The sequence below is a fragment of the Nocardiopsis sp. NPDC007018 genome (genome assembly GCF_040635075.1).
GTDB lineage: Bacteria > Actinomycetota > Actinomycetes > Streptosporangiales > Streptosporangiaceae > Nocardiopsis.
This window is the reverse complement of the sequence record NZ_JBEYHA010000045.1, coordinates 18607-43880: the sequence shown is the minus strand read 5'-3', so window position 1 is coordinate 43880 and position 25274 is coordinate 18607. Positions and strand designations below refer to the sequence as shown.

Here is a 25274-nt window from a genome sequence, read left to right as displayed (position 1 = left end):
CCTCCAAGGGCCTGGGGATGCGGCTCGTGGAGGCCCGGGACGGGTACGCGGTGGTGGAGATGGTCGTGGGGCCGCTCATGCTCAACGGCCACCCCGCGTCGGGTCAGGGCCTCCTCTGCTCCGGAACGGTCGGGGCCTGGTAGGCGCTGGCCTGGAGTTCCCACAGCTCCCGGTAGAGGCCGCCGCCGGCCATCAGTTCGGTGTGCGTGCCCTCGGCGACCACGCGGCCGCGTTCGAGCACCACGATGTGGTCGGCCATCCGTACCGAGGCCAACCGGTGCGTGATGAGGACCACGGCCGCCCCGGTGCGACGGGCGTGCGCGTGCACGGACGCGAAGAACCCGTGTTCGGCGCGGGCGTCCATCGCCGCGGTCGGCTCGTCCGCGATGAGCAGCGGCACCGTGTCACCGTCGTCGCCCCGGTAGAAGGACCGGGCGGCCGCGAGCCGCTGCCACTGGCCGCCGGACGGCTCGACCCCGTGGGCGAACCGCTTGTCCAGCAGGGTGTCCCATCCGTTCCGGAAGCCCGCGACCACGCCGTCGGCCTGGGCCGCCGCCGTGGCGCGGGCGAACCGCTCGGCGCAGGCCGCGCTGCTCATCACCGTGTTGCCGCGCGCCGTGAGCGGCCAGTGGGTGTGGTCCTGGGCGATCACGGCGATCCGTTCGCGCAGGCTCACCCCGTCCACACCGGACAGGTCGGTGCCGTCCCAGCACACGCTCCCCTCCTGGGGCGTGTACAGCCCCGAGAGCAGCTTGGCGAGCGTGCTCTTGCCCGAACCGTTCTCCCCGACCAGCGCCACGGTCCGGCCCCGGTGGAACGTGAGGTTCACGCCCTCCAGGGCCGGGCCCTCGCCCGACGGGTAGGAGAAGGTGAGGTCCCGCAGCTCCACACGGTCGAACCCGGCGGGGGCGGGTGCCAGACCGGACCGGGGCAACCGGGCCCGGGCCTCGCGCTGGAAGGTCGTGAAGTCGGAGAAGTACAGACCCGACTCGTACACCCCGGCCACCGCGTGCAGGGTGTTGCCGAGGGCACCCTGCGCCACACGGACGGCGACGACGGCCGCGCCGGCGACCGCGATCGGTACCACTCCCTGGACCAGGAGCACGGCCAGCGCCGCGAACACCCCGGCCGTCATGACCCCGCTGGCGGCGTCCCCGGCGAGTCGCACCACGGACTGTCGGGTGGCCAGCTTCAGGTGGATGTCCAGCTCCCGGCGGGCGACGCGGTCGAACCCGGAGAGCAGGCGCCGCTCCATCGTGAACGAACGCACCTCGGCGGCGCTCTCCCGCGCGGTCATGAGCTGCTCCAGCATGAACTTGCGGCGCCGCCCCTCGGTGAAGGCGAGCACCATCCGGTACCGCGTGCGCGCCGCCGAGGCCGCGCTCCACCACTGGGGGAGCATCGTCAGGGCCAGCAGGGGTACCAGCACCGGGTGCAGGGCGGCGAGGACACCCGCCGCGGCGACGATGCCCACCAGGCCGGTGAGCAGGTCCGTGGCCTGGCGGACCAGCGCCCCGGCCTCGTCGCAGCCCTTGGCGTGTGAGCGGAACAGATGGTCGTGGAAGTCGCTGTCGTCGAAGGCCCGCAGTTCCACGGAGGTGGCGTCGCGCAGCAGGCTCCGTTCGGCGGCCAGGACCACCTTGGGTGTGAGCCGGGCCTGGGACCGCCCGGCGAGGGCGCCGAAGCAGCCCCGGGAGAGCAGCGCCACGGCGAGCAGGAGCAGAGAGGGGAGCGCGGCGGCCACCCGGGCGGCGGTGGGCACCTCGGCGAAGAGCTCGGTGAGCACGGAGGTGGTGGCGACCAGCGCCCAGGCGGTGGCCGCGCCGCTGCCGAGAGTGAACACGACCGTCGACACCAGGTCGCGCGGGCCGGCCCGCCAGGCCAGCGCGGCCGCGCGGCCGAGGAGTTCGGGCATGTGGCGGGCGATCCGGTACCAGGAGGCCCCGGCGAGGTCGGCGTGGTGCCCGAGCCACCGGGGCGGGGTGAGTTCTGGCAGGTCGAGTCCGCTGTCGGGCTCCTCCGGTTCGAGGGTTTCGGGAGCGTGGGCGGTACGCACGGGTGGTCCTCCTGAGGGCCGGGGCTGGTTCGGGAGGTGCCGATCATGGCCCGGGCGAACGACGTCGCGGGGAGCCCTCGGGAGTTGCGGACGGTCCGGATCCCGGTGTCGGCGCGAGAGCGCGCCGAGGGGCCGGGAGGGTCGCGTTCGGATTCCCGGGGAAAGTCGCGATCCGAATACCTGTACGAATCGGCCGAGCGCTAAGCCCGCCCGGAGGTCGCCGGTGGCGGACGGCCCGGTGTCCGCAAACCCGGGGCGGCCGGGCGGTGGCGCGCGGACCGGGTGGCCCGGTCCCGGGCCTCCACAGGGGGCTCAGGAGGTGGTGCGTTCGATGATGAGGTCGGCGTCGCCGCGCAGCTTCCGCACGGCTCGGGAGAGCGTGCTCTTGACGGTGCCGACGGTGACGCCCATGCGTTCGGCGATCTGGGCCTCGGTGAGGTCCTCGTAGTAGCGCAGCACCACGGTGGCGCGCTGCCGGGCGGGCAGTCGCTCGATGGAGCGGCCCACGACGTCGGCCAGGTCGCTGCGCCAGGTGGGGTCGTCGATCCGCTGTTCGGGGATCTCGTCGGTGGGGTAGACGTCCAGGCGCTTACGGCGCCACTCGGAGATCTGGGTGTTGACCATGGCCCGGCGCACGTAGCCGTCCCGGGCGCGAGGGTTGGCGATGCGGCCCCAGGCGAGGAAGGTCTTGACGAGCGCGGCCTGGAGGAGGTCCTCGGCGTCGGCGTGGCTGTTGGTGAGGGAGCGGGCCATGCGGAGCAGGGCCGGTCCGCGTTCGGACACGTACGCGTCGAACTCCTCGGACCTGGGTGTCCGTGTCGTTCCGTTCACACTCGTCACCGCCCTTCGCGGGCCGTGCCGACCCAGCCGCGTGTGCCGCCTTCACGGGCCGCCCTGGAGTCTCACTCTCACACAGCGAACGCAAACCCCCAGGAATCTGACCACCACGTGCCGACAAACCGCACCAACTGCGAACAAACACCGTGGGGGAGTCGGGTGGTGTCGGCCGCGGACGCGGCCCGGGCGTGTCGTGGCGTGGCCGTTCGGGGCGCGTCGATCACCTCGTGCGCACAAAGTGTGTACAAATGCTTGCGTGCGGTGACGGAGCATCGTGGAGTGGCGACGTGGCGCTTCCCCGGGGAGGCAGGCGAAGCGGCCGCCCGCGCCGGCGCGGTGCGCACCGTGGCGGGGCGCCGACACGAACGGACGGGTGTCGGCGTGTGAACGGGCGTTTCGGGAGACGGGGGAGACAATGGGCGCAGACGGACGAGTCGGTCTACAAGGGGGCGCGAAGGACATGTCAGTGATGACGGACCGTGATCGGAGCCGTAGGCGGTTCACCGCCGCCGTGCTCGGCGCCGACGCCGTACCCGAGCCCACTCCGGTCCACCACCGCGTCGCGCGCGGCGTGGTCGTCGACGCCACCTCGTACATGCTCTGTGTGGCCACAGCCGCGGGTGAGGAGCGGTTCCTCTACGAACGCGTCACCTCCTTCTGGCGCGGTGGCGAGGTCATGCCCGGTGAGCTCCGCCCGGGCGACGACGTCGTGGTGCGGTGCTCGCACGACGGCCGTCTGGTCGCCGAGCGGGTGTGGGCCCAGGCCGCCCGGGCCACCGGTGTCATCACCGACCGCGAGGGCGACTGCCTCAGTATCGACCCCGGCCACGGGCGCCCGCGCCTGTCCGTGGTCCTGCCCTACCGCTCCTCGGGGCGCATCGGGGTGCGCCACCCCCGACTGGAACCGGGATACCTGTTCGACGCGGTCGGGGTCTGGAGGAACGGCGAGGTCGAGGCGGTCCGCCCGGTCACCACGCAGCCGCCGTACCCGCTGGGTTCCACCCCGCGCCGACCGCCCACACGCGAGTACTCCACGACCGTGTCCGGGATCGCCACCTGGTACGACCCGGCCTGGGGGCGCGCGAGCCACCTGGACCCGAGAGCCGTGGCGGCGGGGGCCGCCTATCCGGCGCTCGACCGGGTCGGACACGGGGACGGGTGCGACCGGCGCACCTCCTGTGTGCCGTTGCCCCTGCTGTCCACGGGCGCCACGCTCAGCCTGCGCAACGACTGCACCGGTGACACCGCCGTCGTTCCCGTCGTCGACTGCGCCGCCGCTGACAGCTGGCTGTGCGACCTCTGCCCCTCCTGTGGGAGCCAGAGCGCGGGCCGCCTCGCCTCCCTCACCATGACCTCCTTCGTCGCCCTCGGCGGGCGGCTGGAGGCGGGCTGCTTCAACGCGACCATGACCGTCGCCGACCAGGAGGGGTGACCCATGTTCCCGGAGGTTCTCGAAGCGGTCCGCGAGGTCGCGCTACCGCTCCTGGCCGCCCTGCTCCTGCTCGGCGCGGCCGCCAAGGCCGACCCGCGCGCCGCCGGTACGGGCGTGTCCGTGCTGCTGCCGGAGCGCCTGCGCCGTCCGCTCACCCTCGCCACCTGCGTGCTGGAGGCGGCCCTCGCGGTGGCGCTGCTGACCGCGACCGGCCTCCTCGGCGACGCCGCCCGGGTGCTCACCGCCCTGATGTTCGCGGCGTCGTTGGTGCTGCTGCTGGTGGCCCGCCGCCGCGACCCGGAGGCCGGGTGCGGGTGCTTCGGCGGACTGAGCCGGGCGCCGATCGGCTGGCGCACGCTCACCCGCACCGGACTGCTGGCCGCGGGCGCGGCGGCGACGGTCGGGCTGGCGCCCACCGGCTGGGAGGTGGCCTCGACCCCGACCGTGACCCACGGGGTGGTGCTCGGCGCGCAGCTGCTCGTGCTGGCCCTGCTCAGCCCCGAAATCCGGGAGGCGGCGGCCCGGGCCGCCACGTCCGAACCCTGCGCCCTGCGCGAGGTCTCCGAACGCCGGACCCTGCGCCGACTGCGCGGCAGCGAGGTCTGGCGGACGAACACCAAGGTGATGCTCAAGGACACCCCCGAGGAGACCTGGCGGCACGGCTGCTGGCGGTTCGTGCGCTACGACGGCCTGCGCCACGGCCGCCGTGTGGACGTGGTCTACGCGGTGCGGATCGGCGGCCCGCGCCGGACCGGGGTCCGCGCCGTCCTGGTGGACCGTGAGAGCGGCACGGTGATCGCCTCCTTCGGCGCGGTGACCACGCTCGACCTCCAGGGGCCGCCGCGCAGGCTGCCCCGGCCGCGCGAGGCGGCGCGACGGGACGCTGCCGAGGGCCGGGGCGGACCCAAGCCCGGCACCCTCGCCAAGGAGTTCCCGGGCGAGTCCGGGCGCGGTCTGGACCGGATCAGAGCATCTGACCCTGTCGTTTGATGGCCGCCTCGCTGAAGTCGAGGAGGAGCTGTTCGTAGTCCTCGGCCCCGCCGGGGCCCATCACGGAGGTGGTGCCCAGCAGGCCGCCGTTGCGGTACATGACGGTGTACATCTGGTTCTCGCCGCCGTCGTCCCTGACCTGGATGGAGAAGGAGCGCGACTCGTCGCCGACCGGGGGGACGTCCAGGTCGGCGACGCCGTACTCGGAACTGCTGCCGTCCTCGTAGGTGGCGGTGTACTCGGCGCAGGCGTCGGGTGGGCGGACGGCCAGGGCCTCGGCCGCGGTCTCCTCGTCGAGTTGGACGAGGATGTGTGAGACGTTGCCCTTCTCCCACTCGTAGGCGGCCACGGAGGCGGGGGCGTCGCGCACCGCCTCCAGGTCGCCCCAGCGGTTGGCGGCGTCCATGCACTCGGGCTTGTCCAGCTCGGTGGAGGCCCGGACCTCCTCCGAGTACCGCACTGTGACAAGCTCGGAGTAGGTTCCGGCCTCACTGCTCTCGGGGAGCAGGGTCACGTCGCCGACGTTGATCGGCTGGGCGTCGTGGAGTTGGGCGGCGGCCTCGGCGTTGGCGTCGTCGCTCTGGGCCCCGTCGGCGCCTCCGCACGCGCTCAGGACGATCGCCGAGGTCAGCGCGACCGCGACGGGCAGGGCCGCGCCCGGAGCGGAACGGGCAGAACGATGACGCAAACGCATGGTGATATCTCCTCGTTTGTGCGATATTTCCGCTTGGAGCGGTGACCGGCCCGGGTCACTCATTGCCGAGAGTGTCGCGGGGTTAGCACAAAGTATTGAGGAAGGACCATGGTGTCGGAGTCGAAATCGCCATATCTGCGGGCGGTACTGGAGTCCATTCCCGCGTACAAGCCCGGCCGCGAGGTCGTCGGACCGGACGGACGCTCCATCAAGCTGTCCTCCAACGAGAGCCCGCTCGGGCCGCTCCCGTCCGTGCGTGAGGCCGTCTCCCGGGCCGCCGCCGACCTCAACCGCTACCCGGACCCGGGGGCCGCCGAGCTCGTCACCAGGCTCGCCGCGCACCTGGGCGTCCCCGAGGAGCACGTCGCGCTCGGCGCGGGCTCGGTCGGCCTGCTCCAGCAGCTCCTGGAGGCCGTCGGGGAGCCCGGAGCCGAGGTCGTCTACGCCTGGCGTTCCTTCGAGGCCTACCCGCTCCTCGCCGAGCTGTCCGGTGTCACGTCGGTCCGGGTCCCCCTCAAGGACGAGACCCACGACCTGGAGTCACTCCTCGCCGCCATCACCGACGACACCCGCATGGTGCTGGTGTGCAACCCCAACAACCCGACCGGCACGGCCGTACGGGAGCGGGAACTGGTCGACTTCCTCGACCGCGTCCCCGACCACGTGCTCGTCGTCCTGGACGAGGCCTACCGCGAGTACGTGCGCGACCCCGAGGTCCCGGACGGCGTCACCCTGTACGGGAACCGGCCCAACGTCGCGGTCCTGCGCACCTTCTCGAAGGCCTACGGCCTGGCCGCCGTCCGCCTCGGCTTCCTCGTCGGCCACCCCTCGGTGACGGCCGCCGTGCGCAAGACCCTCGTGCCCTTCGCCGTCAACCACCTCGCCCAGGCTGCCGGGATCGCCTCCCTGGACGCCGAAGGGGAGCTCCTGGAGCGTGTGGAGACCACCGTGAAGGAGCGTGAGCGCGTCCGTGAGGGCCTCGTGGCCGCCGGGTGGACCGTGCCCCCCAGTGAGGCGAACTTCGTGTGGCTGCGGCTGGATGAGGACACCCTCGACTTCGCCGCCGCGTGCGCGCGGGAGGGCGTCTCGGTGCGTCCGTTCGACGGCGAGGGCGCCCGCGTGAGCCTGGGCACCCCCGAGGAGAACGACGTGTTCCTCGGCGTGGCCACCGCCTACGCCCGGCGCCGCTGACCCGAGGCCCCGAGGGCGCCGGGAACGCCGACGGGGGCGGCCCCCAAGAGGAGCCGCCCCCGTCCGGGATGCCCGGGCGGGCTACTTGCCCGCCGCGTCCTTGTCCAGCTTCTCCACGATCAGCCGGTAGAGCTGGCGCGGACGGCCGGGCTGGAGCGTGCGGTTGGGCGGCAGCGGCCAGGCCAGGCCCTCCTCCACCAGGGTGCGCAGCAGGCGCCGTGCCGTCCGGGAGGTGACCCCGAGCATGCGCCCGGCGTTCTCCGCGTCGACCACCAGCGGCCCGTCCTCCTCGGCGATCTTCTCTGAGAGGCGGACCAGGGTCTCGCGGCCCTTGGTGCGCAGCGGCTCCGACGACTGCCGGGCCGGGGCGCGCTGGGCCGGGACCAGCGAACGGCCCTCGCGGTCCACCGCGAAGCTCTGCCGTGAGGCCTGCGCGCGGTTGAGCGCCGCGCGGGCGTGCGACTCGGCGTCCTGGGTGGTGCGGCCCATACCGATGCCGACCTCGATCGCGATCCCCAGCTCCGCCTTGATCCGCTCCACGAACGGCGGCTGCCGGAACCCCTCGGTGGCGGTCACCAAAGAGCCGCGCGTGGCGGTCACCATGAACGAGTGGTCGTCCAGCCGGTGCGCCGTCGCGTTGATCCGGTGGGCCTCCTGGAGCAGCAGACGGTGCAGGGAGAGCCGCAGTTCCTCACGCCAGTAGCGCGGGGTGGAGCGCCGGGAGGAGTCGCGCAGGGTGGGCACGTCCACGACGACCACCCCGAGCTGGGCCTCCTCCAGACGGTGGTGCGCACCCAGCAGACCGGCGGTCTGGAGGGCGCTGCGCACACCCGCGTTGGTGGGCCGCAGCCGGATCACCGGAACCCCGATGGCCTCCAGCCGCTCGGCGACCCCGCGCACACAGGTGATCGCCATCTTGGTGGCCTTGCGCCGCCACAGGCCCTCGTGGAAGGAGGTGAGCTGGGCGGTGTTGGTCAGCTCCTCGTGCACGTGGATGCCGTCCACGGGCAGGTCGACCTCGGAGTAGGCCTCCACCACGTCGGCGCGGCTGAGGACGTCCAGACTGGCTCTGGTCGGGTCGTATCGATCGTCCAGTGTCGCTCGGAGCAGGGCCTCGTGCAGGCTCGCCCCGCCGAGTGGCACGAAGGTCGCGGGCATGGTCAACACGCCCGCCTTCCGCGCGAACTCGTAGGGGACAGGGCTGGCGAACAGGTAGGCGTCGATCGCCGACCCCAGCCTGACGACCTTGTCCGTCGCCTCTTGCTCGTCTCGGTAGGCGGCGGCGATGAGTCTGGCGTTGAGGGGTCCAGTGGACCCCGGACCCATGAGCATGACCCGTTCGACCACCTCATGAGGTCCTATGACGCCGATCGTCAAATCGCCAGTACGCTGCGCACTCACCTCGGGTTGCTCCCCGCTACCATTCCACGCTCTTCACTATGTGCGCCCACTGGTTTCCCGACCCGATCTCTGTCACGGCATGATTGCCGAGATCGTACCCATTGTGCGGGGCCAAAGAAGATCGTTTTCCATATCAACGCCGAAAGCCCGGGTGGGAGGAGGCCCCCCACCCCGGCTTGAACTGCGCCTACGGCTCCTACGAGACGGTGACGCGCTCCACGTCGCCGCCCAGCGCGGCGAGCCGCGACGCGAACTGAGCGTGACCGCGGTCAACCAGATAACCAGGCGCCACGATTGTCTCACCTTCGGCGACCAGTCCGGCGAGGACCAGGGCCGCGCCGGTGCGCAGATCGTGGGCGATCACCTCGGCGCCGCGCAGGTTCGTGGAACCGTGCACGATGGCGCGGGTGCCCTCGACCTCGATCTTGGCGCCCATCTTGTTGAGCTCGTCGGCCAGGGCGAAGCGGCCGTCGTAGATGGCCTCGTGGATGTAGCTCTCGCCCTCGGCCAGGGTGGCCAGCGCCATCAGCGGCGACTGGAGGTCCGTGGCGAAGCCCGGGAACGGCGAGGTCACCGCGTTGATCGGGCGCAGCGGCACGGACGGGTCCCGCTGGACGTGCAGGACGGCGCCCTCCTGGGAGAAGCCGACCCCCATCTGCTCCAGCTTCCAGCGCGCCACGCCCAGGTGGTCCAGGTGGGCGCCCACCAGGCTGACCTCGCCACCGGTGGCGGCGACGGTCATCGCGAACACACCGGCGTCGATGCGGTCGGACATGATGCTGTGCTCGACGGCGGTGAGCTCCTCGACGCCCTCGACGGTGATCAGACCGGTGCCGCCACCGCTGATCTTCGCGCCCATGGCGGAGAGGAAGTTGATGACGTCGATGACCTCGGGCTCGAGGGCCGCGTGCTCGATCACGGTGGTGCCGGGAGCCAGCACGGCCGCCATGAGGAGGTTCTCGGTGCCGGTGTGGGACGGGGTGTCCAGGTACAGACGACCGCCCCGGAGCCGGCTCGCCTCCACGTTGATGTGGTTGCGCTCCAGGTCCTCGGTGACCTCCGCGCCCAGGCGGGCGAAGCCGCGGTAGTGGAAGTCGAGGTTGCGGCTACCGAGGTTGCAGCCGCCGACGCCCTCGATGCGGGCGCGGCCGGTGCGGTGCATCAGCGCCGGCACGAAGAGCACGGAGCCACGGAAGCGGGCCGCGATATCGGCGGGCAGGACGGCGCGCTCGGGGTCGTTGAGGCCGCAGGCGTCGATGACGACGGTGCGCTCGGACTCGTGGAACTCGACCTTGGCGCCCACGTGTTCGGCGAGCTCAAGTGCGCGGTAGACGTCCTCGATGACGGGGACGTTCCGCAGCACGGTACGTCCCTTGGACGCCAACAGGGCGGCCCCGATCATCGGCAGGACGGCGTTCTTCGCGCCTTGGATGAACGCCGTTCCGCTGAGGGGGCGTCCGCCGCGGACGCGGTAACGAACCTCCTGGCCCATGCTCATGTGCTCCTTCGTGAGGCAGATGTGAAAAGAAAGGGTCACCCTCGTCGGGTATCGCCTGTATGCGTTTGAGACGCGGGTTCGCCCTGAAACGTTGTGACCATCTCGTGTGACCTGCACGGCCGGTGAGCCGGTCGGTTCGCGACGACTCTATAGCAAGCGGATCGCGAAAATCCGCCCAGAACGTGGTATACCCGCAGATCGCGGTTGAAGTCCCGCCAAACGGCCAAAGAGGCATTACGCCGGAGGGAGAGACCATGGGTCGTACGCATGGCTGGCCGTTACTTCGGTGTTGCCTACGACCTCACCACCATACGTGCTCCCGCAGCCGAAACGACGTCCCCGTGCGCGGAATCACGCGCGCGGCGTCGGTCAGAGCACCGGCGCCGCGCCGGTCAGGCGCTCGTGGATCTCCTTGTAGCGGGACAGAGTGCGCTCCACCACGTTCTCGGGAAGCTCCGGCGGAGGGGTGTCGGAGGCGCGGTCCCAGCCCGAGGCGGGCGAGGTCAGCCAGTCGCGCAGGATCTGCTTGTCGAAGGACGGCTGGGGTCGGCCGGGGCGCCACTCGTCGGCGGGCCAGTACCGGGACGAGTCCGGGGTGAACACCTCGTCGGCGAGGACCAGCCCGCCGGAGGCCGAACGGCCGAACTCGAACTTGGTGTCGGCCAGGATCACGCCGCGCTCCCGAGCGACGTCGCGGCCGCGCCCGTACACGCGCAGGGTGAGGTCGCGCAGCTCGTGGGCGAGCGCCTCGCCGTGCCGTTCCGCCACCACCGAGAACGGCACGTTCTCGTCGTGGTCGCCGACCTCCGCCTTCGTGGCCGGGGTGAACACCGGTTCGGGCAGCTCGGAGCCGTCCACCAGCCCTTCGGGGAGCGGGACCCCGCACACCGTGCGGTCCACCCGGTACTCCGCCAGCCCGGACCCGGCCAGGTAGCCGCGGGCGACGCACTCCACCGGAACCATGTCCAGGCGCTCGCAGACCAGGGTGCGCCCGGCCCAGTCGGCGGGCGCGCCCTCGGGCGGCGTGTCGGAGACGACGTGGTTGGCGACCAGATTTCCGAGGCGCTCGAACCACCACAGGGACAGCTGGGTGAGCAGGCGGCCCTTCCCCGGGATCTCGGTGGGCAGCACCCAGTCGAAGGCCGACACGCGGTCGCTGGCCACCATCACCAGGGCGCCCGAGTCCGTCGAGTACAGGTCGCGCACCTTGCCGGTGTGCAGGTGGGTCAGCCCCGGGACCTCGACGGGTTCGGGAACGGTGACGAAGCCACTCATGACGCTTCTCTCTCGGTCGTGCCGTCCGTGCTCTGCGAGGGCCGCCGGACGGCGGCCGCAAGCGCCGGGGCCCGCGGTCGCGGACCCCGGCGGGGGTTCGGGAGACGGCCCCCGGGCCGCCTACACCTCGGCGGAGGCGCGCTCGGCGATGTCGGTGCGGTAGAACGAACCGCGCAGTTCGATCCGGCTCGCCGCCTCGTAGGCGCGCTCACGGGCCTGACGCAGGTCCGCGCCGGTACCGACCACGTTCAGCACCCGGCCGCCGTTGGCCTTGACGTCGCGCACCCCGTCCCAGGCGGTGCCCGCGTGCAGCACGTAGGCGCCCTCCAGGGCGTTCGCGGCGTCCAGGCCCCCGATGAGGTCGCCCCTGACCGGGTCGCCCGGGTAGTTCTCCGCCGCGACCACGACGGTCACCGCCGCTCCGGACTTCCACTGGAGCGAACCGATCGCACCCAGCCCGCCGGTGTCGGTGGCCTGGAGGACCGCCCCGATCGGGGTGGCCAGGCGGTCGAGCACGACCTGGGTCTCGGGGTCGCCGAACCGGGCGTTGAACTCCACCACCCGCGGGCCCTTGGACGTCAGCGCCAGACCCACGTAGAGCAGGCCCTGGTAGCGGTGGCCCCGGCGGTTCATCTCGGACACGGTCGGCCGCACGACCGACTCCATGACCTCGTCGACCAGCCCGGCGGGCGCCCACGGCACGGGCGCGTAGGCGCCCATGCCGCCCGTGTTGGGCCCCTGGTCGCCGTCGTAGGCGCGCTTGAAGTCCTGGGCGGGCAGCAGGGGCAGAGCGTGGGCGCCGTCGGTGAGCACGAACAGGGAGACCTCGGGACCGTCGAGGTACTCCTCGATCACCACCCGGCCGCACTCCCGGGCGTGCCGCTCGGCGAGGGCGCGGTCCTCGGTCACCACGACGCCCTTGCCCGCGGCCAGGCCGTCGTTCTTCACCACGTACGGGGCGCCGAACTCGTCGAGGGCCTCGGAGACCTGGCTCGCGCTCCGGCACACCCGCGCCTTGGCGGTGGGCACGCCCGCGGCCTCCATGACCTCCTTGGCGAAGGCCTTGGAACCCTCCAGCCGGGCGGCCTCCCTGTCGGGGCCGAACACCGGGATGCCCCGGTCACGCAGGGCGTCCGCGACCCCGGCCACCAGCGGTGCCTCCGGTCCGATCACGACCAGCTCGGCGCGGATGCGCGCGGCCAGCTCGGTCACGGCCAACCCGTCCGTCACGTTGATGACGTGGTTCTCGGACAGGTCCGAGATCCCCGGGTTGCCGGGGGCGCTGTGGATGCTGGTGACGCCCGGATCAAGGGACAGGGCGCGGACGAGTGCGTGCTCGCGGCCTCCGCCGCCGAGAACGAGGGCTTTCACTACAGGGGGCCTCTTCTTCTACTGGAGGAGTGTCGTGTGTCGCCGAGTCAGACCAGCGAGCGCAGCTGGAGGGTCTCCTCGCGGCCCGGACCGACGCCGATGGCGGAGATCGGGGCACCGGCCATCTCCTCAAGAGTACGCACGTAAGCCTGCGCGTTCTTGGGGAGTTCCTCGAATGTCCGGGCACCCGTGATGTCCTCGGACCATCCGTCGAAGTACTCGTAGACCGGCGTCGCGTGGTGGAAGTCGGTCTGCGTCATCGGGATCTCGTCGTGACGCACGCCGTCGACGTCGTAGGCCACGCACACGGGGATGCGCTCCAGGCCGGTGAGCACGTCGAGCTTGGTCAGGAAGAAGTCGGTGATGCCGTTGATCCGGGTGGCGTAGCGGGCGATCGGGGCGTCGAACCAGCCGCAGCGGCGGTCGCGGCCGGTGGTCACGCCGTACTCGCCGCCCTGGGTGCGCAGCCAGTCGCCCTGCTCGTCCACGAGCTCGGTCGGGAAGGGGCCCGAGCCGACACGGGTCGTGTAGGCCTTGAGGATGCCGACGACCTTGGTGATGCGGTTGGGGCCGATGCCCGCACCGGCCGCGGCGCCGCCGGAGGTGGGCGAGGAGGACGTCACGAACGGGTAGGTGCCGTGGTCGATGTCCAGGAGGGTGCCCTGCGAGCCCTCCAGGTAGATCGTCTTGCCCTCGTCCAGCGCCTTGTTGAGGATCAGGGAGGTGTCGGCGACGTGCGGCCGCAGCTTCTCGGCGTAGCCCAGGTACTCCTCGATGATCGGCTCGGCCTCGAGGGCGCGCCGGTTGTACACCTTGGTGAGGAGCTGGTTCTTGTCGTGGAGGGCGAGCTCGATCTTCTTGCGCAGGATCTTCGGGTCGAACATGTCCTGCACGCGCACGCCCTGGCGGGTGACCTTGTCGGCGTAGGTCGGGCCGATGCCGCGGCCGGTGGTGCCGATCTTGCCCTTGCCGAGGAAGCGCTCGCTGACCTTGTCGAGGGCCCGGTGGTAGGGCATGATCAGGTGCGCGTTGGCCGAGATGACCAGGCGGGAGGTGTCCACGCCCCGCTCCTGGAGGCCGCGCAGCTCCTCGAACAGCACGCCCGGGTCGATGACGACGCCGTTGGCGATCACCGGGACCACGTTCGGGGACAGGATGCCGGAGGGCAGCAGGTGGAGGGCGTACTTCTGGTCGCCGATGACCACCGTGTGACCGGCGTTGTTGCCGCCCTGGTAACGGACCACGTAGTCCACGCGGTCACCGACCAGGTCGGTCGCCTTGCCCTTGCCCTCGTCGCCCCACTGGGCACCCACGAGCGTGATCGCCGGCATTGGTCTCTACCTCTTCGCTCGACACCTGGCCGGGGCGTTTTCCGACCCCGGACACGGAAGAACCCCTGGCGCAAGGCAGCGACAGGGGCCGTTGCGTATTGAGCGTACACGACCTGCGCATCCGGGTTAAGTGGGGCTTTGCGCCCTTCGGGTCACCGTGGTGCGGCGCACCCCTCCGGGACCGTCGGCGGGGAGGCGGGGCCGTGGTCGCCCGGGCCCCGCCCCCGGCCGGCGCGTGCGTGTTCCCACACCGCGTCGGGCCCGTCGGCGAACCCGGGGATCAGGCGTTCAGCACCCGGTCGGCCTCCGCGCTCGACTCCCGGAGGAAGGTCGCGCAGCGCTCCGCCTCCTCGGTGTCACCGATCTGCTCCGAGGCCCGGCTCAGGGCGTGCAGGGCGCGCAGGAAGCCCTGGTTCGGCTCGTGCTCCCACGGGATCGGGCCGTGCCCCTTCCACCCCGAGCGGCGCAGCTGGTCCAGCCCCCGGTGGTACCCGGTCCGGGCGTACGCGTAGGCGGCCACCGGCTGACCGTCGGCCAGGGCCAGCTCGGCGAGGCGGGCCCACGCGGCGGAGTAGCTCGGGAACCGTCCTGCCACCGGGGTCGGGTCGTCGGAGAAGGACAGCGCCTCGCGCGCCTCGGGGTCGTCGGCCAGTCGGGTCTCGGGCGGCTCGTTCAGCAGGTTCTGGTGCAGGTTCATGCCCCCATCCTGCCACCGGGCGGGTTCAGGGGGACCCGCGCCCGCGGAGCCGGGCCGTGGAGCCGTGCGTGGCCGCGTGCGCGCACACCGCGGCCCCGGCCAGGCCGACGGCCAGGACCGCGACCCCGGCCCCGGGGCACAGGGCGGGCGCCACCCACCCGTCCGACCCCACGTACGCGTACGGGCTCACACGGTTCAGGCCCGTCACCACGTTGCAGGCCGCCGCCCCGAGGAGGACACCGGAGAGCACGGCCATCCCCGAAGGCACCGCGCCGAGGAAGGGCGCCATCAGGTACACGGCCGAGACCGCCAGCAGGACGTTGGTCACCAGCAGCCAGGCGTTGTCGGCACCCGACGCCGAGGGCAGCAGCGCCAGCGCGGCCGCCACCGGCATCAGCACGCCGGAAGCGGCCACCGAGGCGGCGCGGACCCGTGTCCGGGCCCCGCCCAGCCGCTCCCACTCCCACAGGCGCGGGCGGTGGGCCCAGGCCCCGGCGGTGGCCGCGCACACGCACAGCAGCTCGGCCACGGGGACGCGCTGTTCCTCGTGGGGCCAGTCGAGGATCGCCACCGGGACCACCGCGCCCGCCGTGACCAGCCCCAGGACCGCCGCCGCGAGGGCCGCGGCCAGGGCCCCGAGCCCCGGCAGCAGGGAAGGGCGCAGGGTCACGGCCACCACGGCAGGTCCTCGGGCTCCACGGAACAGGAGGCGAGGGCGTCCTCGTTGGCGCTGATCCACGCCCGGACCTGGTCGGGGTCGGCCCCGGCGAAGGGACCCCCGTCCCGGGGGCCGCCCGGAAGCGACTCCGAGGCGAGCCAGGCCTGGAGTCCGGCCACCACGGCCGCCCGGCGCTCCTCCGGCGTGGCCCCCTCGTCCGTGCTGGCCACGCCCTTGGAGTCGCACACGAACACGTCGGGTGCCAGCCACTCGGCCACCGCCCACGGGACCTCTCGGCGGGGCTCCCAGCCGGGGTGGACGCGGAGCCAGAGCACGCCCCGGTCGACTCCGTCGAGTACCTCGCGGTCGCCGGTGGCCAGGCTCTGGTCCCGGACCTGGGCCGGTGTGGCGTCGGCCGACCCGTACGCGGCCACCACCGGCGCGGCCAGGTCGACGATCGGCGCGAGCTCGTCCGCGTGGCCCTCGTGCACGCAGTAGCGGACCCCGTCACGCGCCTCGCAGACCTCGGTGCCGCCCGTGGCGTGCACCACGAGCGGGAACGCGTACAGGTGCGGCAGGACGACGGCGGCCGCCACGGCCGCCACCGCCGCCGCGTGCGGGGCCGACGGGCGGCGCGGGGCGCGCAGCAGCGAGCTGGCCGTCCACGCCGAGGCGGCCGCCAACAGGAGGAAGAACCCCAGGCGGTAGAGGCCGAGCGCGGAGTTCTCCCGCACGCCCAGGAAGGTGTCGAAGGGCAGCTGGAGGGCGAGTGCCGTCCAGGCGTCGGTCACCAGCGGCAGGCTGGTGAACACGAACACCGCGCCGACCGCCACGGGCACGGCCACCAGCCCGCGCAGCGCCACCCCGCACAGGTAGCCGAACAGGGTGAGCGCCGCGAAACCGGTCAGCGCGCCCAGGACCGGCACCGGCTGGGGGAGGCCCGCTCCCGCCGAGGCCACGGCGGCGGTCAGGGGGAGCAGCCCCAGTAGATAGGCGCCCAGGCACCAGCCGGTGACCAGCGCCGCCTGCCGCACCGGGACGTCCCGCTCCACCCGGGGCTGCCAGGACTGGGCGAACACCAGGCTCGAACGGGCGAACCGAACCGCCACCAGGGCCGCCGCACCGGCGGCCACCGCGACCGGCAGCCGGGCCTGGGCCCCCACCTGCCCGGAGAGGTACACCCAGTCCAGCGCCCGCCAGGAGAGCTGGCCCCAGGTCGAGGCCAGGGTCAGGACCAGGATGAGCCCCGCCGGGACCAGCACCGCGTGCGGCGGCAGCGGCCAGAGCAGCGGGGAGGACGTCCAGCGGGCCTCGGGGGCGCTCACCCGCGTTCCCCCACCCGGGTGACCAGCTGGTCGTAGGCCCGTTCGAACCCGGAGCCGAGGCGGCTCCCGCCCGTCGAGTCGTCGATGAGGGCCTCCAGTTCCGTCACGGTGCCGTGGAACTCGATCCGGCCGCCCGCGAGAACCCCGACCCGGGAGCACAGGTGGGCGACGTCCTCGATGAGGTGGGTGGAGATCAGCACCGTGCGGTCCTCTCCCAGGCCGGCCAGGACCTCGCGCACGCGGAGCCGCTGCCCCGGGTCGAGCCCAGCGGTGGGTTCGTCCAGGACCAGGACCCGGGGGTCGTGGGCGAGGGCGGCGGCGATGGCCACGCGCTGGCGCTCGCCGCCCGACAGGGTGCGGGTGCGTCGTTCGGCCAGGTCGGAAAGGTCGACGGCGGCCAGGGCCGAGGCGGCCGCGGCCGCGCACTCACGGCGCTCGCGCCCGTGGACCCACGCCGCGTAGGCCACGGTGTCCGCGACGGAGAGCTCTCCGGCCAGCGAGAAGCGCTGCGGCACGAACCCCAGCTCCCGGCGGGCCAGGGTCCGGCCGGTCCTGGAGGAGAGGTCGTGCTCCCCGATGGCCAGCCGCCCCCCGCGCACGGGGAGCAGCGTCACGATGAGCGAGAGCAGTGTGGTCTTGCCCGCGCCGTTCGGCCCGAGGAGCCCGGTGACCCCGGGCTCCACGGTCCAGGTGAGGGAGTCCAGCACCCTGCGGCGGCCCCGGTAGCCGAAGTCCAGGCCCTCAGCGGTGACCCGCATCCGTCGGTGCCCCCTCCCTCTCCGGGGGCCGGAGGGGGCCGGTCAGCACCGCGTCACCCTCGCGGAGGACAGTTTGTTGCCGTTGGAGCTCCTGGTCTCGGTGAAGTACGTGCCCCTGCCGTCGCAGCCGCCCGAGGCCCGGAGCGATCCGGCGCCGAACCCGGAGCGGCTGTTCTCGGCCACGACCGCGTCGGGCCAGGCGGGGCGGTGCTTGCGCACCTCGACGGTCAGGGTCACCGAGCCCGCGCAGCCGGTGCGGGAGCCGACGCCGGAGATGTGGGTACCGGAGGTGGTGGGGGTGTCGGCGCCGAGCCCGCAGGAGGACGCCGCCGAGGGGGCGGCGTCGGCGGGTGACGCCCACACGACACTGGCGGCGGAACCGCCGACCAGGGCGGCACCGGCCACGAGCGCGCCGACGACCACCAGACGGAGAGATCGATTGCCTTCCACGATTCCTCGATCCGTTCGGGGGGAGGGTGCAGAAGGAATTCCCGGGGTCGGGGGCGCGAAACCGCAGGCGGAGGCGGTGTGTGGAGAGCGCGATTCGTTTTCGGAGGGTTGGTCGCGAAACGCGGGGAAAAGTGATCCCGGCTTTTTCCGGGGCGGGCGCCCGGGACGCCGTTGTCGGACGAATGCGGACATGACACGGTCCGTATTGCGCCGTGGCCGATGCCCGAAGGGGCGATCAAGGGTCGCCCGGCACCCGGGCCCGGCCCCGGCGGGGCCGGAAACGACGACGGTGCCCGGCGGCCGAGCCGACGGGCACCGTGCCGGGGCGGGTCCTACTTCATCTTGTTCCCGGCGGACTTCAGGTGCTGGGCGCCCTCGACCACGCGGGCGGCCATGCCGGCCTCGGCGACCTTGCCGTAGGCGCGGGGGTCGTAGGCCTTCTTGTCGCCGATCTCGCCGTCGACCTTCAGGACGCCGTCGTAGTTGCGCATGATGTGGTCGACGACCGGACGCGTGTACGCGTACTGGGTGTCGGTGTCGATGTTCATCTTCACGACGCCGTACTCGATGGCCTCGTGGATCTCCTCCATGGTGGAGCCGGAGCCGCCGTGGAACACGAAGTCGAACGCCTTGGTCCGGCCGTACTCGGCCGCGACGGCCTCCTGCGCGGCCTTCAGGACCTCCGGGCGCAGCTTCACGAAGCCGGGCTTGTACGAGCCGTGCACGTTGCCGAAGGTCAGGGCGGTCATGTAGTAGCCCTTCTCGCCCAGGCCCAGCACCTCGGCGGTACGCAGGGCGTCCTCCGGGGTGGTGTACAGCTTCTCGTTGATCTCGCCGACGATGCCGTCCTCCTCGCCGCCGACCACGCCGACCTCGATCTCGAGGATGGTGCGGGCGGCTTTGGAGGCGGCGAGCAGCTCGTCCGCGATCTGGAGGTTCTCCTCCAGCTCGACGGCGGAGCCGTCCCACATGTGGGACTGGAACAGGGGCTCCTGGCCCTTGGCCACGCGCTCCTTGGAGATCTCCAGCAGCGGGCGGACGAAGCCGTCGAGCTTGTTCTTGGGGCAGTGGTCGGTGTGCAGGGCGATGTTCACCGGGTACTTGGCGGCGACCACGCGGGCGAACTCCGCGAAGGCGACCGAACCGGTGACCATGTCCTTGACCGAAGCACCGGAGAGGAACTCCGCGCCGCCGGTGGAAATCTGGACGATGCCGTCGCTTTCTGCCTCGGCGAAGCCGCGCAGGGCGGCGTGCAGCGTCTGGCTGGAGGTCACGTTGATCGCCGGGTAGGCGAAGCCCTCGGACTTCGCGCGGCTCAGCATCTCGGTGTAGACCTCGGGGCTGGCGATGGGCATGCTTGACTCTCCCTGGTTCGGCCTGGAGCGAGCGGCCGCCGACACGAGACCCTCGCGTTCCGGCGGCACCCCACGTGCGTTGCCCTGGCGGCGGAAACCGGACCGCCGGGGTCGGCCCGTGGGCCGTGTGTCCGGTGGCGTCCGCCAGGTGTCGTCCAAGTATCCCGAATGGCCTGAGCCGTTGGAAAGGTCTAGACCATATTGTTCCGGGTTCGGCGACGTACCCGCAGCTTACGGGGGCGGCGACGATAGGCGGCTGAGGGGCCCCGGAACAGGACCCCCATTGCGGGCCGACGGGTGCCGGACCGGTGGTGAGCCGCGCGTTTCCAGTGGCCGCTGTCGCTTTTTGTCGTGATACGCGCTACATTCGTCGCCGTGGGAAGGCATAGGAATGATCCGCGCGGCGTTGGCCAGGTGATGGCCATCGTCGGGGCTGTCGCGCTCTTGGTCGCCCTGGTGGCCCTCGGCGGGTACTTCTTGTACCAGTCCCTCCCGGGCAACGGCGCCAGCGCCAGCGTGAACGCCTCTGAGGCCGCGGCCGAGAGCGTGGACCCCGACGACATGGGCGCGCTGTACATCCGGGTGGTGGGCGAGTCCAGCGACGTCTTCGTCCGCGTCCCCGGCGGGGACGTGCTCCTGGACCAGGAGCTCACCCAGGGGAGCTCCGTGACCTACCCCGACAACGAGGCCGGACTCGAGGTCACCATCGGTGACCCGACCGCCGTCGAGGTGTACGTCAACGGCGGCCTCCGCGACGTCTCCGACCGCTCACCCGGCCACAGCTTCACCCTCAAGCCCTGACGGCCCCCGCCCTTCGGGCACCCCCCGCGCGGCCCGCCGGTCCTACCGCCGCCCCGCCCGGAGCCCGCCCCGCGACGGGACGCGAACGCCCCGCCCCGCGGAACCGGTCCTCACACGTCCAGGTCGGACACCTCGAAGACGGGCCGGTACTCCAGGCCCTCCTCCTCCAGCCGCCCGCGCGCGCCCCGGTCGACGATCAGCGCGACCGCGACGACCTCCGCACCCGCCTCGCGCAGCGCCTCCACGGCGGTCATCACCGAACCGCCGGTGGTGGAGGTGTCCTCCAACGCCAGGACACGGCGCCCCTTCACGTCCGGACCCTCGATCCGCCGCTGGAGACCGTGCGCCTTGCCCGCCTTGCGCACCACGAAGGCGTCCAGCGTGCGGCCGCGCGCGTGCGCCGCGTGCAGCATCGCGGCGGCCACCGGGTCGGCGCCCAGGGTCAGACCACCCACCGCGTCGAACTCCAGGTCCTCGACGGTGTCCAACAGGACCGAGCCGACCAGCGGCGCGGCCTCCCCGTCCAGGGTGATCCGGCGCAGGTCGACGTAGTAGTCGGCCTCCTTGCCGGAGGACAGGGTCACCTTCCCGCGCACGACCGCCTTATCGTTGATCTGACGCAGGAGTTCATCACGTTCGCTCATGACCAGTGAGCCTAGAACACCGGGTGGGGCCGCGCGGACCAGGCCCGCTCCGCCCTGGTTGGGAGGACCATGCAGGAGCACACCGGGGCCTACCGGGTGGAGACCACCGTGGACAGCAGGGAGGGCGCCGAGGAGGTGGCCCGGTCCGTGGTGGGACGGCGGCTGGCCGCCTGCGCGCAGGTGGGCGGGCCCGTCTCCAGCTTCTACCGCTGGGAGGGCGAGGTCCGGGCCGACCAGGAGTGGACGGTGGTGATCAAAACGCGGGCCGACCGCCTCGACGACCTGGTCGCGCACCTGGTGGCCACGCACCCCTACGACGTCCCGGAGGTCGTCGCCACGCCTGTGACCGGCGGAAACCCCTCCTACCTGGCCTGGGTGCGCGACGAGACCCGCGGGGGCGGCCCCGCGTGATCACCGTTCTCCTCCCCCCGGGCCTCGGGGCGCCCTTCTCCCTCCCGAGCGCCGCCGACGTCCTCACCCGCCCGGTGTTCCCCCGGATCACGGACGACGTCACCGCCCCCCACGCCGCCCGCTACGTGGCGCGTGCCAGCCTCGAGATCAGTCGGCTGGTCGGCGATCGCACCCCCGTCGTCCTCGTCGCCGAGGGCGACGGCGGCCCCCTCCTGGGCGCGGTGGGCGCGGCCCAGCGCTCCGCGCACCGACCGGTGCTCGGCTACGTGCTGGTCGACGCGCCCCTGCCACAGCCGGGCAGCCCCACCCGCGCCGATCTGGCCCGGAACCAACTGCTCACCGGCGTGCCCGCCCGGGAGGACGAACCCGCCGCCTACCGCTCCGAACGCCTCCCCACCGTCCCCGACTGGCCGGACGCCCCGTGCGGCTACCTGCTCACCGACCCGGCCCACGCGCACCCCGCGCACCTGGCCGGGATGCGCGGCTGGGTGGTCCGTGACGCCACGGGGAGCCGGGCCACGGCCTCGGTGGAGCTGGCGGCGCTCGTCGCGGCCCTGGTCAGCTGACCGAAACCCGCGTGACAGGCGCGGCGGGGGCCCGCAGAATCGGGGCATGATCGCAGACCACTTCCCCCCGGCGGGGCTTCGGCTGAACACCCCGCGCCTCCAGCTGAGGATGCCCTCGGACCAGGACCTGTCCGAGCTGGCGGACGCGGCCCTCGCGGGGGTCCACGACCCCGCGCACATGCCCTTCCTCACCCCGTGGACGGACCGCGGGCCCGCGCACCTGGCTCGTTCGGTCGTCCAGCACAACTGGGAGACCATGGCGGCGTGGACCCCGGAGAACTGGAGGTTCAACGCGGTCGTGGTGCACGAGGGCACCGTGATCGGTATCCAGGAGCTCGCGGCGCGGGACTTCGGCGTGGCCCGCCAGGTCGGTACGGGGTCGTGGCTCACCCGGCGGTACCAGGGGAGGGGCCTCGGCAAGGAGATGCGCGCGGCCGTGCTCCACCTGGCCTTCGCCGAGCTGGGGGCGGTGGCCGCGGTGTCGGAGGCCTTCGACACCTCGGTCGCCTCACGCGGGGTGTCGCTCGGGCTTGGTTACCGGCCCGACGGCACCAACCTGGTCGCGGTCCGGGGCGAACGGGTCGGCGAGACCAGGTTCCGGCTGACCCGGGAGGACTGGGAACGGCACCGCACGGTCCCCGTCGAGGTGGAGGGGCTGGAACGGTGCCTGCCGTACTTCGGACTGGGCGAGCTCCCCGCCTAGGCGGTCACGCGTCGTTGGCGCGACATCCACACCACGCCGCCGAGGCTGCCCAACAGCATGCCCGCGCCGGTGACGACGCCGCTGACCAGGGGAACCCACGCGGGGTGGCCGGTCAGGGCCATGACGAGTCCGGTCGCGCCGAGGAGCGAGGCGTACCCGGCCACGACCAGGATCTCCCGCTGCTTCCAGTGCCAGGCCAGCGGGAAGAAGTGCAGGCCGACGACCAGGGCCACCCAGGCCACACCGGCCTCGTCCGGGACGGAGTCGAGCCTGCTGATGGTCATCGCGCCGCCGACGATCAGGGCGACCTCGACCATGGTGACCACCCCGAAGAAGGCGCCGAAGCTCGGCTTGGGGGAGCCGTCGTCCTCGGACGGGGCGCTCCCGCGCATGGCGAGCACCGTCAGGACGACGATCGCGACCGCCGCGCCCACGGCCAGGACCCGCACCGCGAGGGCGGCCGCGTCGGGCAGCGGGGGGCCGCTGTTGACCAGCACGAACACCAGCCCGAAGAAGGCTCCGACGAAGAACCCGGAAAAACGTGAGAACATTCCCGGAATTTACCAGGGGACGATGCGATCAATGGCACCCGCACGATTTCCGTGACGCAAGGTGATTTCGGTATCGCTTTGTGTTGGAGTTGCGTCGCGTTTCCCGAGTGTGTGGGTAGCGAAAGTCGATCCGAAACGGCCGGGGACGGGCGCGTGAGGACGTCATTCATGGAGAACCGGGTTCCGCCGCTCTCCTTGTGCGTGTCGGCCCGGAGTCCGTCTTCCACGCTGGGAAACGCCTCGGGTGCGCTGCTCTGTTCGTTTCCACCGTTCCGTATTCGGTGGTGAGGCGGTCGCCGCCCTGACCCGCGACCTCCATCTTTCGTGGATAAGCCGATCTTCCTGAGGATCTCCGTCTGTCGGAGCTCGGACCCGTCTTCGACGGGCTCTCGTGTCATTTCCTCTGTCCTGCGTGCCTGGAGGGCGGACGAACTCTTTCCCGTGCTGGAGGAGGCCGTGGCACGTCCACCCGTCGGGTTCCGGGCCGTGCCGGTGCGGGACGGCGCCCCTTCTCATTCTCGCGGGGTGGCGATCGCCCTCGCCGCCGCCTCGATCCTCTCCCGGAGCCACACGGGGGTGTTCTCGGGGCTGCGGGGGTGTTCGAGAAGGTCCTCGTAGTAGTCGACGGAGTCGGGTCGCGGGCGGCTGAACTCGACTTCGCGGTCGAAGTTGTAGGTGACCGAGAACGACGAGGGCGGAGTGAGTAGGTACCGGGCGGAGAACCACGTCCCCCTCCCGGGCGCCCACATCCCTGAGCGAAGCTCCCTGAACGCGGAACTGAGATCGATCGGGGTGCTGACGTGTGCTTCGGAGCCGTCGGCGACGACGGCCCTTGTCCACATCTCTCCCATGTCGCCGACCATCGCGGCGGTGCATTCGACCTCCCTCGACCCGGGAGGCGCCGAGTGCAGGAGGATCTGTCCGATACGGGACAGCAGGCGGATCTCTTCTTCCTTCTCCATGGTTTCCTTCGGGGGGTCGGGGGCGGAGGGCGGACGCCGGGGGCGTCCGTCGTTCGCGGCGATTCTCCCGTGCCCCGTGGGGCGGGACGTCCCGGGACCGGACGACGAAGGGCGCGCCCACCTCCCCTGTGTGAGCGCGCCCCCGGGGCACCGCGGTGCGGTGCCCGTGTCCGTCCGACGGGCCTCGTGGGCCGCCCCTCGACTCGGGGGCCAGAGGGCCCGGGCCCGTCGGACGGGGCCGACCGCCCCGCGTACGCCCCCTCAGACGTGCGCGGCGGTCGGCGGTGCCGCGTCGGGACCGGCCCTCTCCCCTCTGGGAGGGCGGTGTGCTCCGACGCGGCGTCTGAGGGTCATTCGTCGCGGACCGCACCGCCCAGGCCGTCGATCAGGGCGGCCGCCTCGCCGTGGGTCGCGGGCAGCGGCACGGACCAGACGGCGGCGCCGTGCTCCCAGCCGATCCCCGACCGCAGCTCGTCGAGCTCGGTCCTGAGCGCCGGGACGTCCCGCGCCACGACCGCGATCCGGCCCCGGCTCACCAGGCACAGCGACTCGCCCCGGGTGAAGAAGCGGCTCAGCTCGTGCCCCAGGACGATCAGCCGGGCCGCGCGCCGCCAGGGGTCGAGGGCGGGGTCCAGGGACACCACGACGAGGCGGTGGTCGAACGCGGCCGGGACCGTCTCCTCCGCGCTCCGGTAGAGCTCGCGGACACGGGTGCGCAGGTACGACGCGTTGGCCAGCCCCGTCAACGGGTCCTGGCAGGTGTCCCGGCCCCGGCCGCCCTCGACCCAGCCCTCGGCCAGTGCCCGCACGAGGGAGAGCGGGACGTGCCCCCAGCCCACGACCTCGCCGAAGGCGGCGAGGTCGGCCAGGGCCCGGCCGACGTCCACTCCCGAACGGGCCCGGGCCTCCCCGAGCCGGGAACACGCGTCGACGAGGTCCTCCCCGGACGTGTGCGCCTCACAGACGGCGTCCACGGAGGGCGTCCACCAGTCCTCGGCCGGGCCCCATCCCCGCTCCGCGCTCCGGCGCCCCCACGGCGTCCGTAGATCCCGGGCACGGCGCACCACACGGCCCCGTGTTCCGGCTCCCACATCGGTCTCGCGCATGGCATCGCTCCCGGTCGTCGTTTGGCCAGGTGAACGAAGGTGGGCCCGCGCCCCCGCGGTGGGCCCCCTCCGTTCGCCCTCACCCCAATCACGGAGATCGGTAGCGGCTATGACGCGGATACGAGATATTTTTTCGAGCACGTGATGCCCCGACGCCGAACCCCTGCCTCCCGAACCCCGGATCTGGCTCGCGGCGGGGGGATACGGGACC

25 protein-coding genes and 1 pseudogene are annotated in these 25274 nt (G+C 72.4%); 8 read left to right on the top strand and 18 right to left on the bottom strand.

Features of this window, described 5'->3' with window-relative positions:
• Positions 1 to 92 (top strand): annotated as a pseudogene (locus tag ABZ635_RS21075) (phenylacetic acid degradation protein PaaD); the annotation flags it as partial.
• A gap of 11 nt (positions 93 to 103) precedes the next feature.
• Here the strand turns inward: ABZ635_RS21075 and ABZ635_RS21070 are convergent.
• The gene (locus tag ABZ635_RS21070; protein WP_357767805.1) at positions 104 to 2056 is read right to left on the bottom strand and encodes an ABC transporter ATP-binding protein; all 1953 of its coding nucleotides are present in this window, start codon (positions 2054 to 2056) and stop codon (positions 104 to 106) included.
• A gap of 312 nt (positions 2057 to 2368) precedes the next feature.
• Complete coding sequence (locus ABZ635_RS21065; RefSeq protein ID WP_357767802.1) at positions 2369 to 2896, bottom strand: SigE family RNA polymerase sigma factor; 528 nt, start codon at positions 2894 to 2896, stop codon at positions 2369 to 2371.
• A gap of 466 nt (positions 2897 to 3362) precedes the next feature.
• On the opposite strand from ABZ635_RS21065, the gene ABZ635_RS21060 reads away from it, so the two are divergent.
• Together ABZ635_RS21060 and ABZ635_RS21055 are read left to right on the top strand one after the other, a co-directional pair.
• Positions 3363 to 4325, top strand: coding sequence for a hypothetical protein (locus tag ABZ635_RS21060; RefSeq protein WP_357767799.1), 963 nt, complete (start codon positions 3363 to 3365; stop codon positions 4323 to 4325).
• A 3-nt stretch (positions 4326 to 4328) separates the two neighbouring features.
• Complete coding sequence (locus tag ABZ635_RS21055; RefSeq protein ID WP_357767796.1) at positions 4329 to 5315, top strand: MauE/DoxX family redox-associated membrane protein; 987 nt, start codon at positions 4329 to 4331, stop codon at positions 5313 to 5315.
• Here the strand turns inward: ABZ635_RS21055 and ABZ635_RS21050 are convergent.
• Positions 5290 to 6009, bottom strand: a complete 720-nt coding sequence (locus tag ABZ635_RS21050) for a hypothetical protein (protein ID WP_357767793.1) — start codon at positions 6007 to 6009, stop codon at positions 5290 to 5292. The genes ABZ635_RS21055 and ABZ635_RS21050 overlap by 26 nt on opposite strands.
• A gap of 108 nt (positions 6010 to 6117) precedes the next feature.
• Here ABZ635_RS21050 and hisC point away from each other — a divergent pair, with 108 nt between their 5' ends.
• Positions 6118 to 7200, top strand: a complete 1083-nt coding sequence (hisC, locus tag ABZ635_RS21045) for a histidinol-phosphate transaminase (protein ID WP_357767791.1) — start codon at positions 6118 to 6120, stop codon at positions 7198 to 7200.
• A gap of 81 nt (positions 7201 to 7281) precedes the next feature.
• Here hisC and ABZ635_RS21040 read toward each other — a convergent pair whose 3' ends face one another.
• The 11 genes from ABZ635_RS21040 to fbaA form a co-directional block, all read right to left on the bottom strand.
• Positions 7282 to 8547: a hypothetical protein gene (locus tag ABZ635_RS21040; RefSeq protein WP_017544398.1), complete on the bottom strand. Its 1266-nt coding sequence runs from the start codon at positions 8545 to 8547 to the stop codon at positions 7282 to 7284.
• Positions 8548 to 8797: 250 nt separating this feature from the next.
• On the bottom strand, positions 8798 to 10093 hold the full coding sequence (murA, locus tag ABZ635_RS21035) for a UDP-N-acetylglucosamine 1-carboxyvinyltransferase (RefSeq protein WP_357767788.1): 1296 nt from the start codon (positions 10091 to 10093) through the stop codon (positions 8798 to 8800).
• Between the two features lie 375 nt (positions 10094 to 10468).
• A complete protein-coding gene (locus ABZ635_RS21030) occupies positions 10469 to 11374 on the bottom strand; it encodes a phosphoribosylaminoimidazolesuccinocarboxamide synthase (RefSeq protein WP_357767785.1) in 906 nt (301 codons plus the stop codon).
• A gap of 120 nt (positions 11375 to 11494) precedes the next feature.
• Positions 11495 to 12745, bottom strand: a complete 1251-nt coding sequence (gene purD, locus ABZ635_RS21025) for a phosphoribosylamine--glycine ligase (protein WP_357767783.1) — start codon at positions 12743 to 12745, stop codon at positions 11495 to 11497.
• 47 nt (positions 12746 to 12792) lie between these two features.
• A complete protein-coding gene (locus tag ABZ635_RS21020; RefSeq protein WP_357767780.1) occupies positions 12793 to 14076 on the bottom strand; it encodes an adenylosuccinate synthase in 1284 nt (427 codons plus the stop codon).
• A 280-nt stretch (positions 14077 to 14356) separates the two neighbouring features.
• The gene (locus ABZ635_RS21015; RefSeq protein ID WP_357767777.1) at positions 14357 to 14773 is read right to left on the bottom strand and encodes a DUF3151 domain-containing protein; all 417 of its coding nucleotides are present in this window, start codon (positions 14771 to 14773) and stop codon (positions 14357 to 14359) included.
• A gap of 25 nt (positions 14774 to 14798) precedes the next feature.
• Positions 14799 to 15452 (bottom strand): hypothetical protein, encoded by a 654-nt coding sequence (locus ABZ635_RS21010; RefSeq protein WP_357767774.1) that lies wholly within the window; start codon positions 15450 to 15452, stop codon positions 14799 to 14801.
• On the bottom strand, positions 15440 to 16756 hold the full coding sequence (locus ABZ635_RS21005) for an ABC transporter permease (protein WP_357767771.1): 1317 nt from the start codon (positions 16754 to 16756) through the stop codon (positions 15440 to 15442). Before ABZ635_RS21005 ends, ABZ635_RS21010 begins: the two co-directional genes overlap by 13 nt.
• Entirely contained in the window at positions 16753 to 17514 is a 762-nt protein-coding gene (locus ABZ635_RS21000) for an ATP-binding cassette domain-containing protein (RefSeq protein WP_357767768.1), read from the bottom strand. The genes ABZ635_RS21005 and ABZ635_RS21000 overlap by 4 nt, the downstream gene beginning before the upstream one ends.
• A 42-nt stretch (positions 17515 to 17556) precedes the next feature.
• Entirely contained in the window at positions 17557 to 17964 is a 408-nt protein-coding gene (locus tag ABZ635_RS20995) for a hypothetical protein (protein WP_357767766.1), read from the bottom strand.
• Between the two features lie 332 nt (positions 17965 to 18296).
• Positions 18297 to 19319, bottom strand: a complete 1023-nt coding sequence (fbaA, locus tag ABZ635_RS20990; RefSeq protein ID WP_357767763.1) for a class II fructose-bisphosphate aldolase — start codon at positions 19317 to 19319, stop codon at positions 18297 to 18299.
• A 417-nt stretch (positions 19320 to 19736) separates the two neighbouring features.
• Here fbaA and ABZ635_RS20985 point away from each other — a divergent pair, with 417 nt between their 5' ends.
• Entirely contained in the window at positions 19737 to 20120 is a 384-nt protein-coding gene (locus ABZ635_RS20985; protein WP_357767808.1) for a RodZ domain-containing protein, read from the top strand.
• A 110-nt stretch (positions 20121 to 20230) separates the two neighbouring features.
• On the opposite strand, the gene pyrE is transcribed toward ABZ635_RS20985, so the two are convergent.
• The gene (pyrE, locus tag ABZ635_RS20980) at positions 20231 to 20764 is read right to left on the bottom strand and encodes an orotate phosphoribosyltransferase (protein ID WP_357767760.1); all 534 of its coding nucleotides are present in this window, start codon (positions 20762 to 20764) and stop codon (positions 20231 to 20233) included.
• 69 nt (positions 20765 to 20833) lie between these two features.
• On the opposite strand from pyrE, the gene cutA reads away from it, so the two are divergent.
• The 3 genes from cutA to ABZ635_RS20965 are packed head-to-tail and all read left to right on the top strand — an operon-like array spanning position 20834 to position 22444.
• A complete protein-coding gene (gene cutA / locus ABZ635_RS20975) occupies positions 20834 to 21175 on the top strand; it encodes a divalent-cation tolerance protein CutA (protein ID WP_357767757.1) in 342 nt (113 codons plus the stop codon).
• Entirely contained in the window at positions 21172 to 21741 is a 570-nt protein-coding gene (locus ABZ635_RS20970; RefSeq protein ID WP_357767754.1) for a hypothetical protein, read from the top strand. The genes cutA and ABZ635_RS20970 overlap by 4 nt, the downstream gene beginning before the upstream one ends.
• Before the next feature lie 46 nt (positions 21742 to 21787).
• Positions 21788 to 22444 (top strand): GNAT family protein, encoded by a 657-nt coding sequence (locus ABZ635_RS20965; protein ID WP_357767751.1) that lies wholly within the window; start codon positions 21788 to 21790, stop codon positions 22442 to 22444.
• Here ABZ635_RS20965 and ABZ635_RS20960 read toward each other — a convergent pair.
• The 3 genes from ABZ635_RS20960 to ABZ635_RS20950 all read right to left on the bottom strand — a co-directional run bounded on the left by ABZ635_RS20960 (position 22441) and on the right by ABZ635_RS20950 (position 25063).
• Entirely contained in the window at positions 22441 to 22995 is a 555-nt protein-coding gene (locus tag ABZ635_RS20960) for a hypothetical protein (protein ID WP_357767748.1), read from the bottom strand. The two genes, ABZ635_RS20965 and ABZ635_RS20960, sit on opposite strands and share 4 nt — an antisense overlap.
• 512 nt (positions 22996 to 23507) lie before the next feature.
• The gene (locus ABZ635_RS20955) at positions 23508 to 23957 is read right to left on the bottom strand and encodes a hypothetical protein (protein ID WP_357767745.1); all 450 of its coding nucleotides are present in this window, start codon (positions 23955 to 23957) and stop codon (positions 23508 to 23510) included.
• Between the two features lie 350 nt (positions 23958 to 24307).
• On the bottom strand, positions 24308 to 25063 hold the full coding sequence (locus ABZ635_RS20950; RefSeq protein ID WP_357767742.1) for a hypothetical protein: 756 nt from the start codon (positions 25061 to 25063) through the stop codon (positions 24308 to 24310).
• Positions 25064 to 25274 lie beyond the last annotated feature (211 nt).

Coding starts and splice junctions, on each gene's coding strand:
- ABZ635_RS21060 (WP_357767799.1), top strand. CDS start 3,363: ATGACGGACCGTGATCGGAGCCGTAGGCGGTTCACCGCCGCCGTGCTC.
- ABZ635_RS21055 (WP_357767796.1), top strand. CDS start 4,329: ATGTTCCCGGAGGTTCTCGAAGCGGTCCGCGAGGTCGCGCTACCGCTC.
- ABZ635_RS21050 (WP_357767793.1), bottom strand. CDS start 6,009: ATGCGTTTGCGTCATCGTTCTGCCCGTTCCGCTCCGGGCGCGGCCCTG.
- hisC (WP_357767791.1), top strand. CDS start 6,118: ATGGTGTCGGAGTCGAAATCGCCATATCTGCGGGCGGTACTGGAGTCC.
- murA (WP_357767788.1), bottom strand. CDS start 10,093: ATGGGCCAGGAGGTTCGTTACCGCGTCCGCGGCGGACGCCCCCTCAGC.
- ABZ635_RS21030 (WP_357767785.1), bottom strand. CDS start 11,374: ATGAGTGGCTTCGTCACCGTTCCCGAACCCGTCGAGGTCCCGGGGCTG.
- ABZ635_RS21020 (WP_357767780.1), bottom strand. CDS start 14,076: ATGCCGGCGATCACGCTCGTGGGTGCCCAGTGGGGCGACGAGGGCAAG.
- ABZ635_RS21015 (WP_357767777.1), bottom strand. CDS start 14,773: ATGAACCTGCACCAGAACCTGCTGAACGAGCCGCCCGAGACCCGACTG.
- ABZ635_RS21000 (WP_357767768.1), bottom strand. CDS start 17,514: ATGCGGGTCACCGCTGAGGGCCTGGACTTCGGCTACCGGGGCCGCCGC.
- fbaA (WP_357767763.1), bottom strand. CDS start 19,319: ATGCCCATCGCCAGCCCCGAGGTCTACACCGAGATGCTGAGCCGCGCG.
- ABZ635_RS20985 (WP_357767808.1), top strand. CDS start 19,737: ATGGCCATCGTCGGGGCTGTCGCGCTCTTGGTCGCCCTGGTGGCCCTC.
- pyrE (WP_357767760.1), bottom strand. CDS start 20,764: ATGAGCGAACGTGATGAACTCCTGCGTCAGATCAACGATAAGGCGGTC.
- cutA (WP_357767757.1), top strand. CDS start 20,834: ATGCAGGAGCACACCGGGGCCTACCGGGTGGAGACCACCGTGGACAGC.
- ABZ635_RS20965 (WP_357767751.1), top strand. CDS start 21,788: ATGATCGCAGACCACTTCCCCCCGGCGGGGCTTCGGCTGAACACCCCG.
- ABZ635_RS20960 (WP_357767748.1), bottom strand. CDS start 22,995: ATGTTCTCACGTTTTTCCGGGTTCTTCGTCGGAGCCTTCTTCGGGCTG.
- ABZ635_RS20955 (WP_357767745.1), bottom strand. CDS start 23,957: ATGGAGAAGGAAGAAGAGATCCGCCTGCTGTCCCGTATCGGACAGATC.
- ABZ635_RS20950 (WP_357767742.1), bottom strand. CDS start 25,063: ATGCGCGAGACCGATGTGGGAGCCGGAACACGGGGCCGTGTGGTGCGC.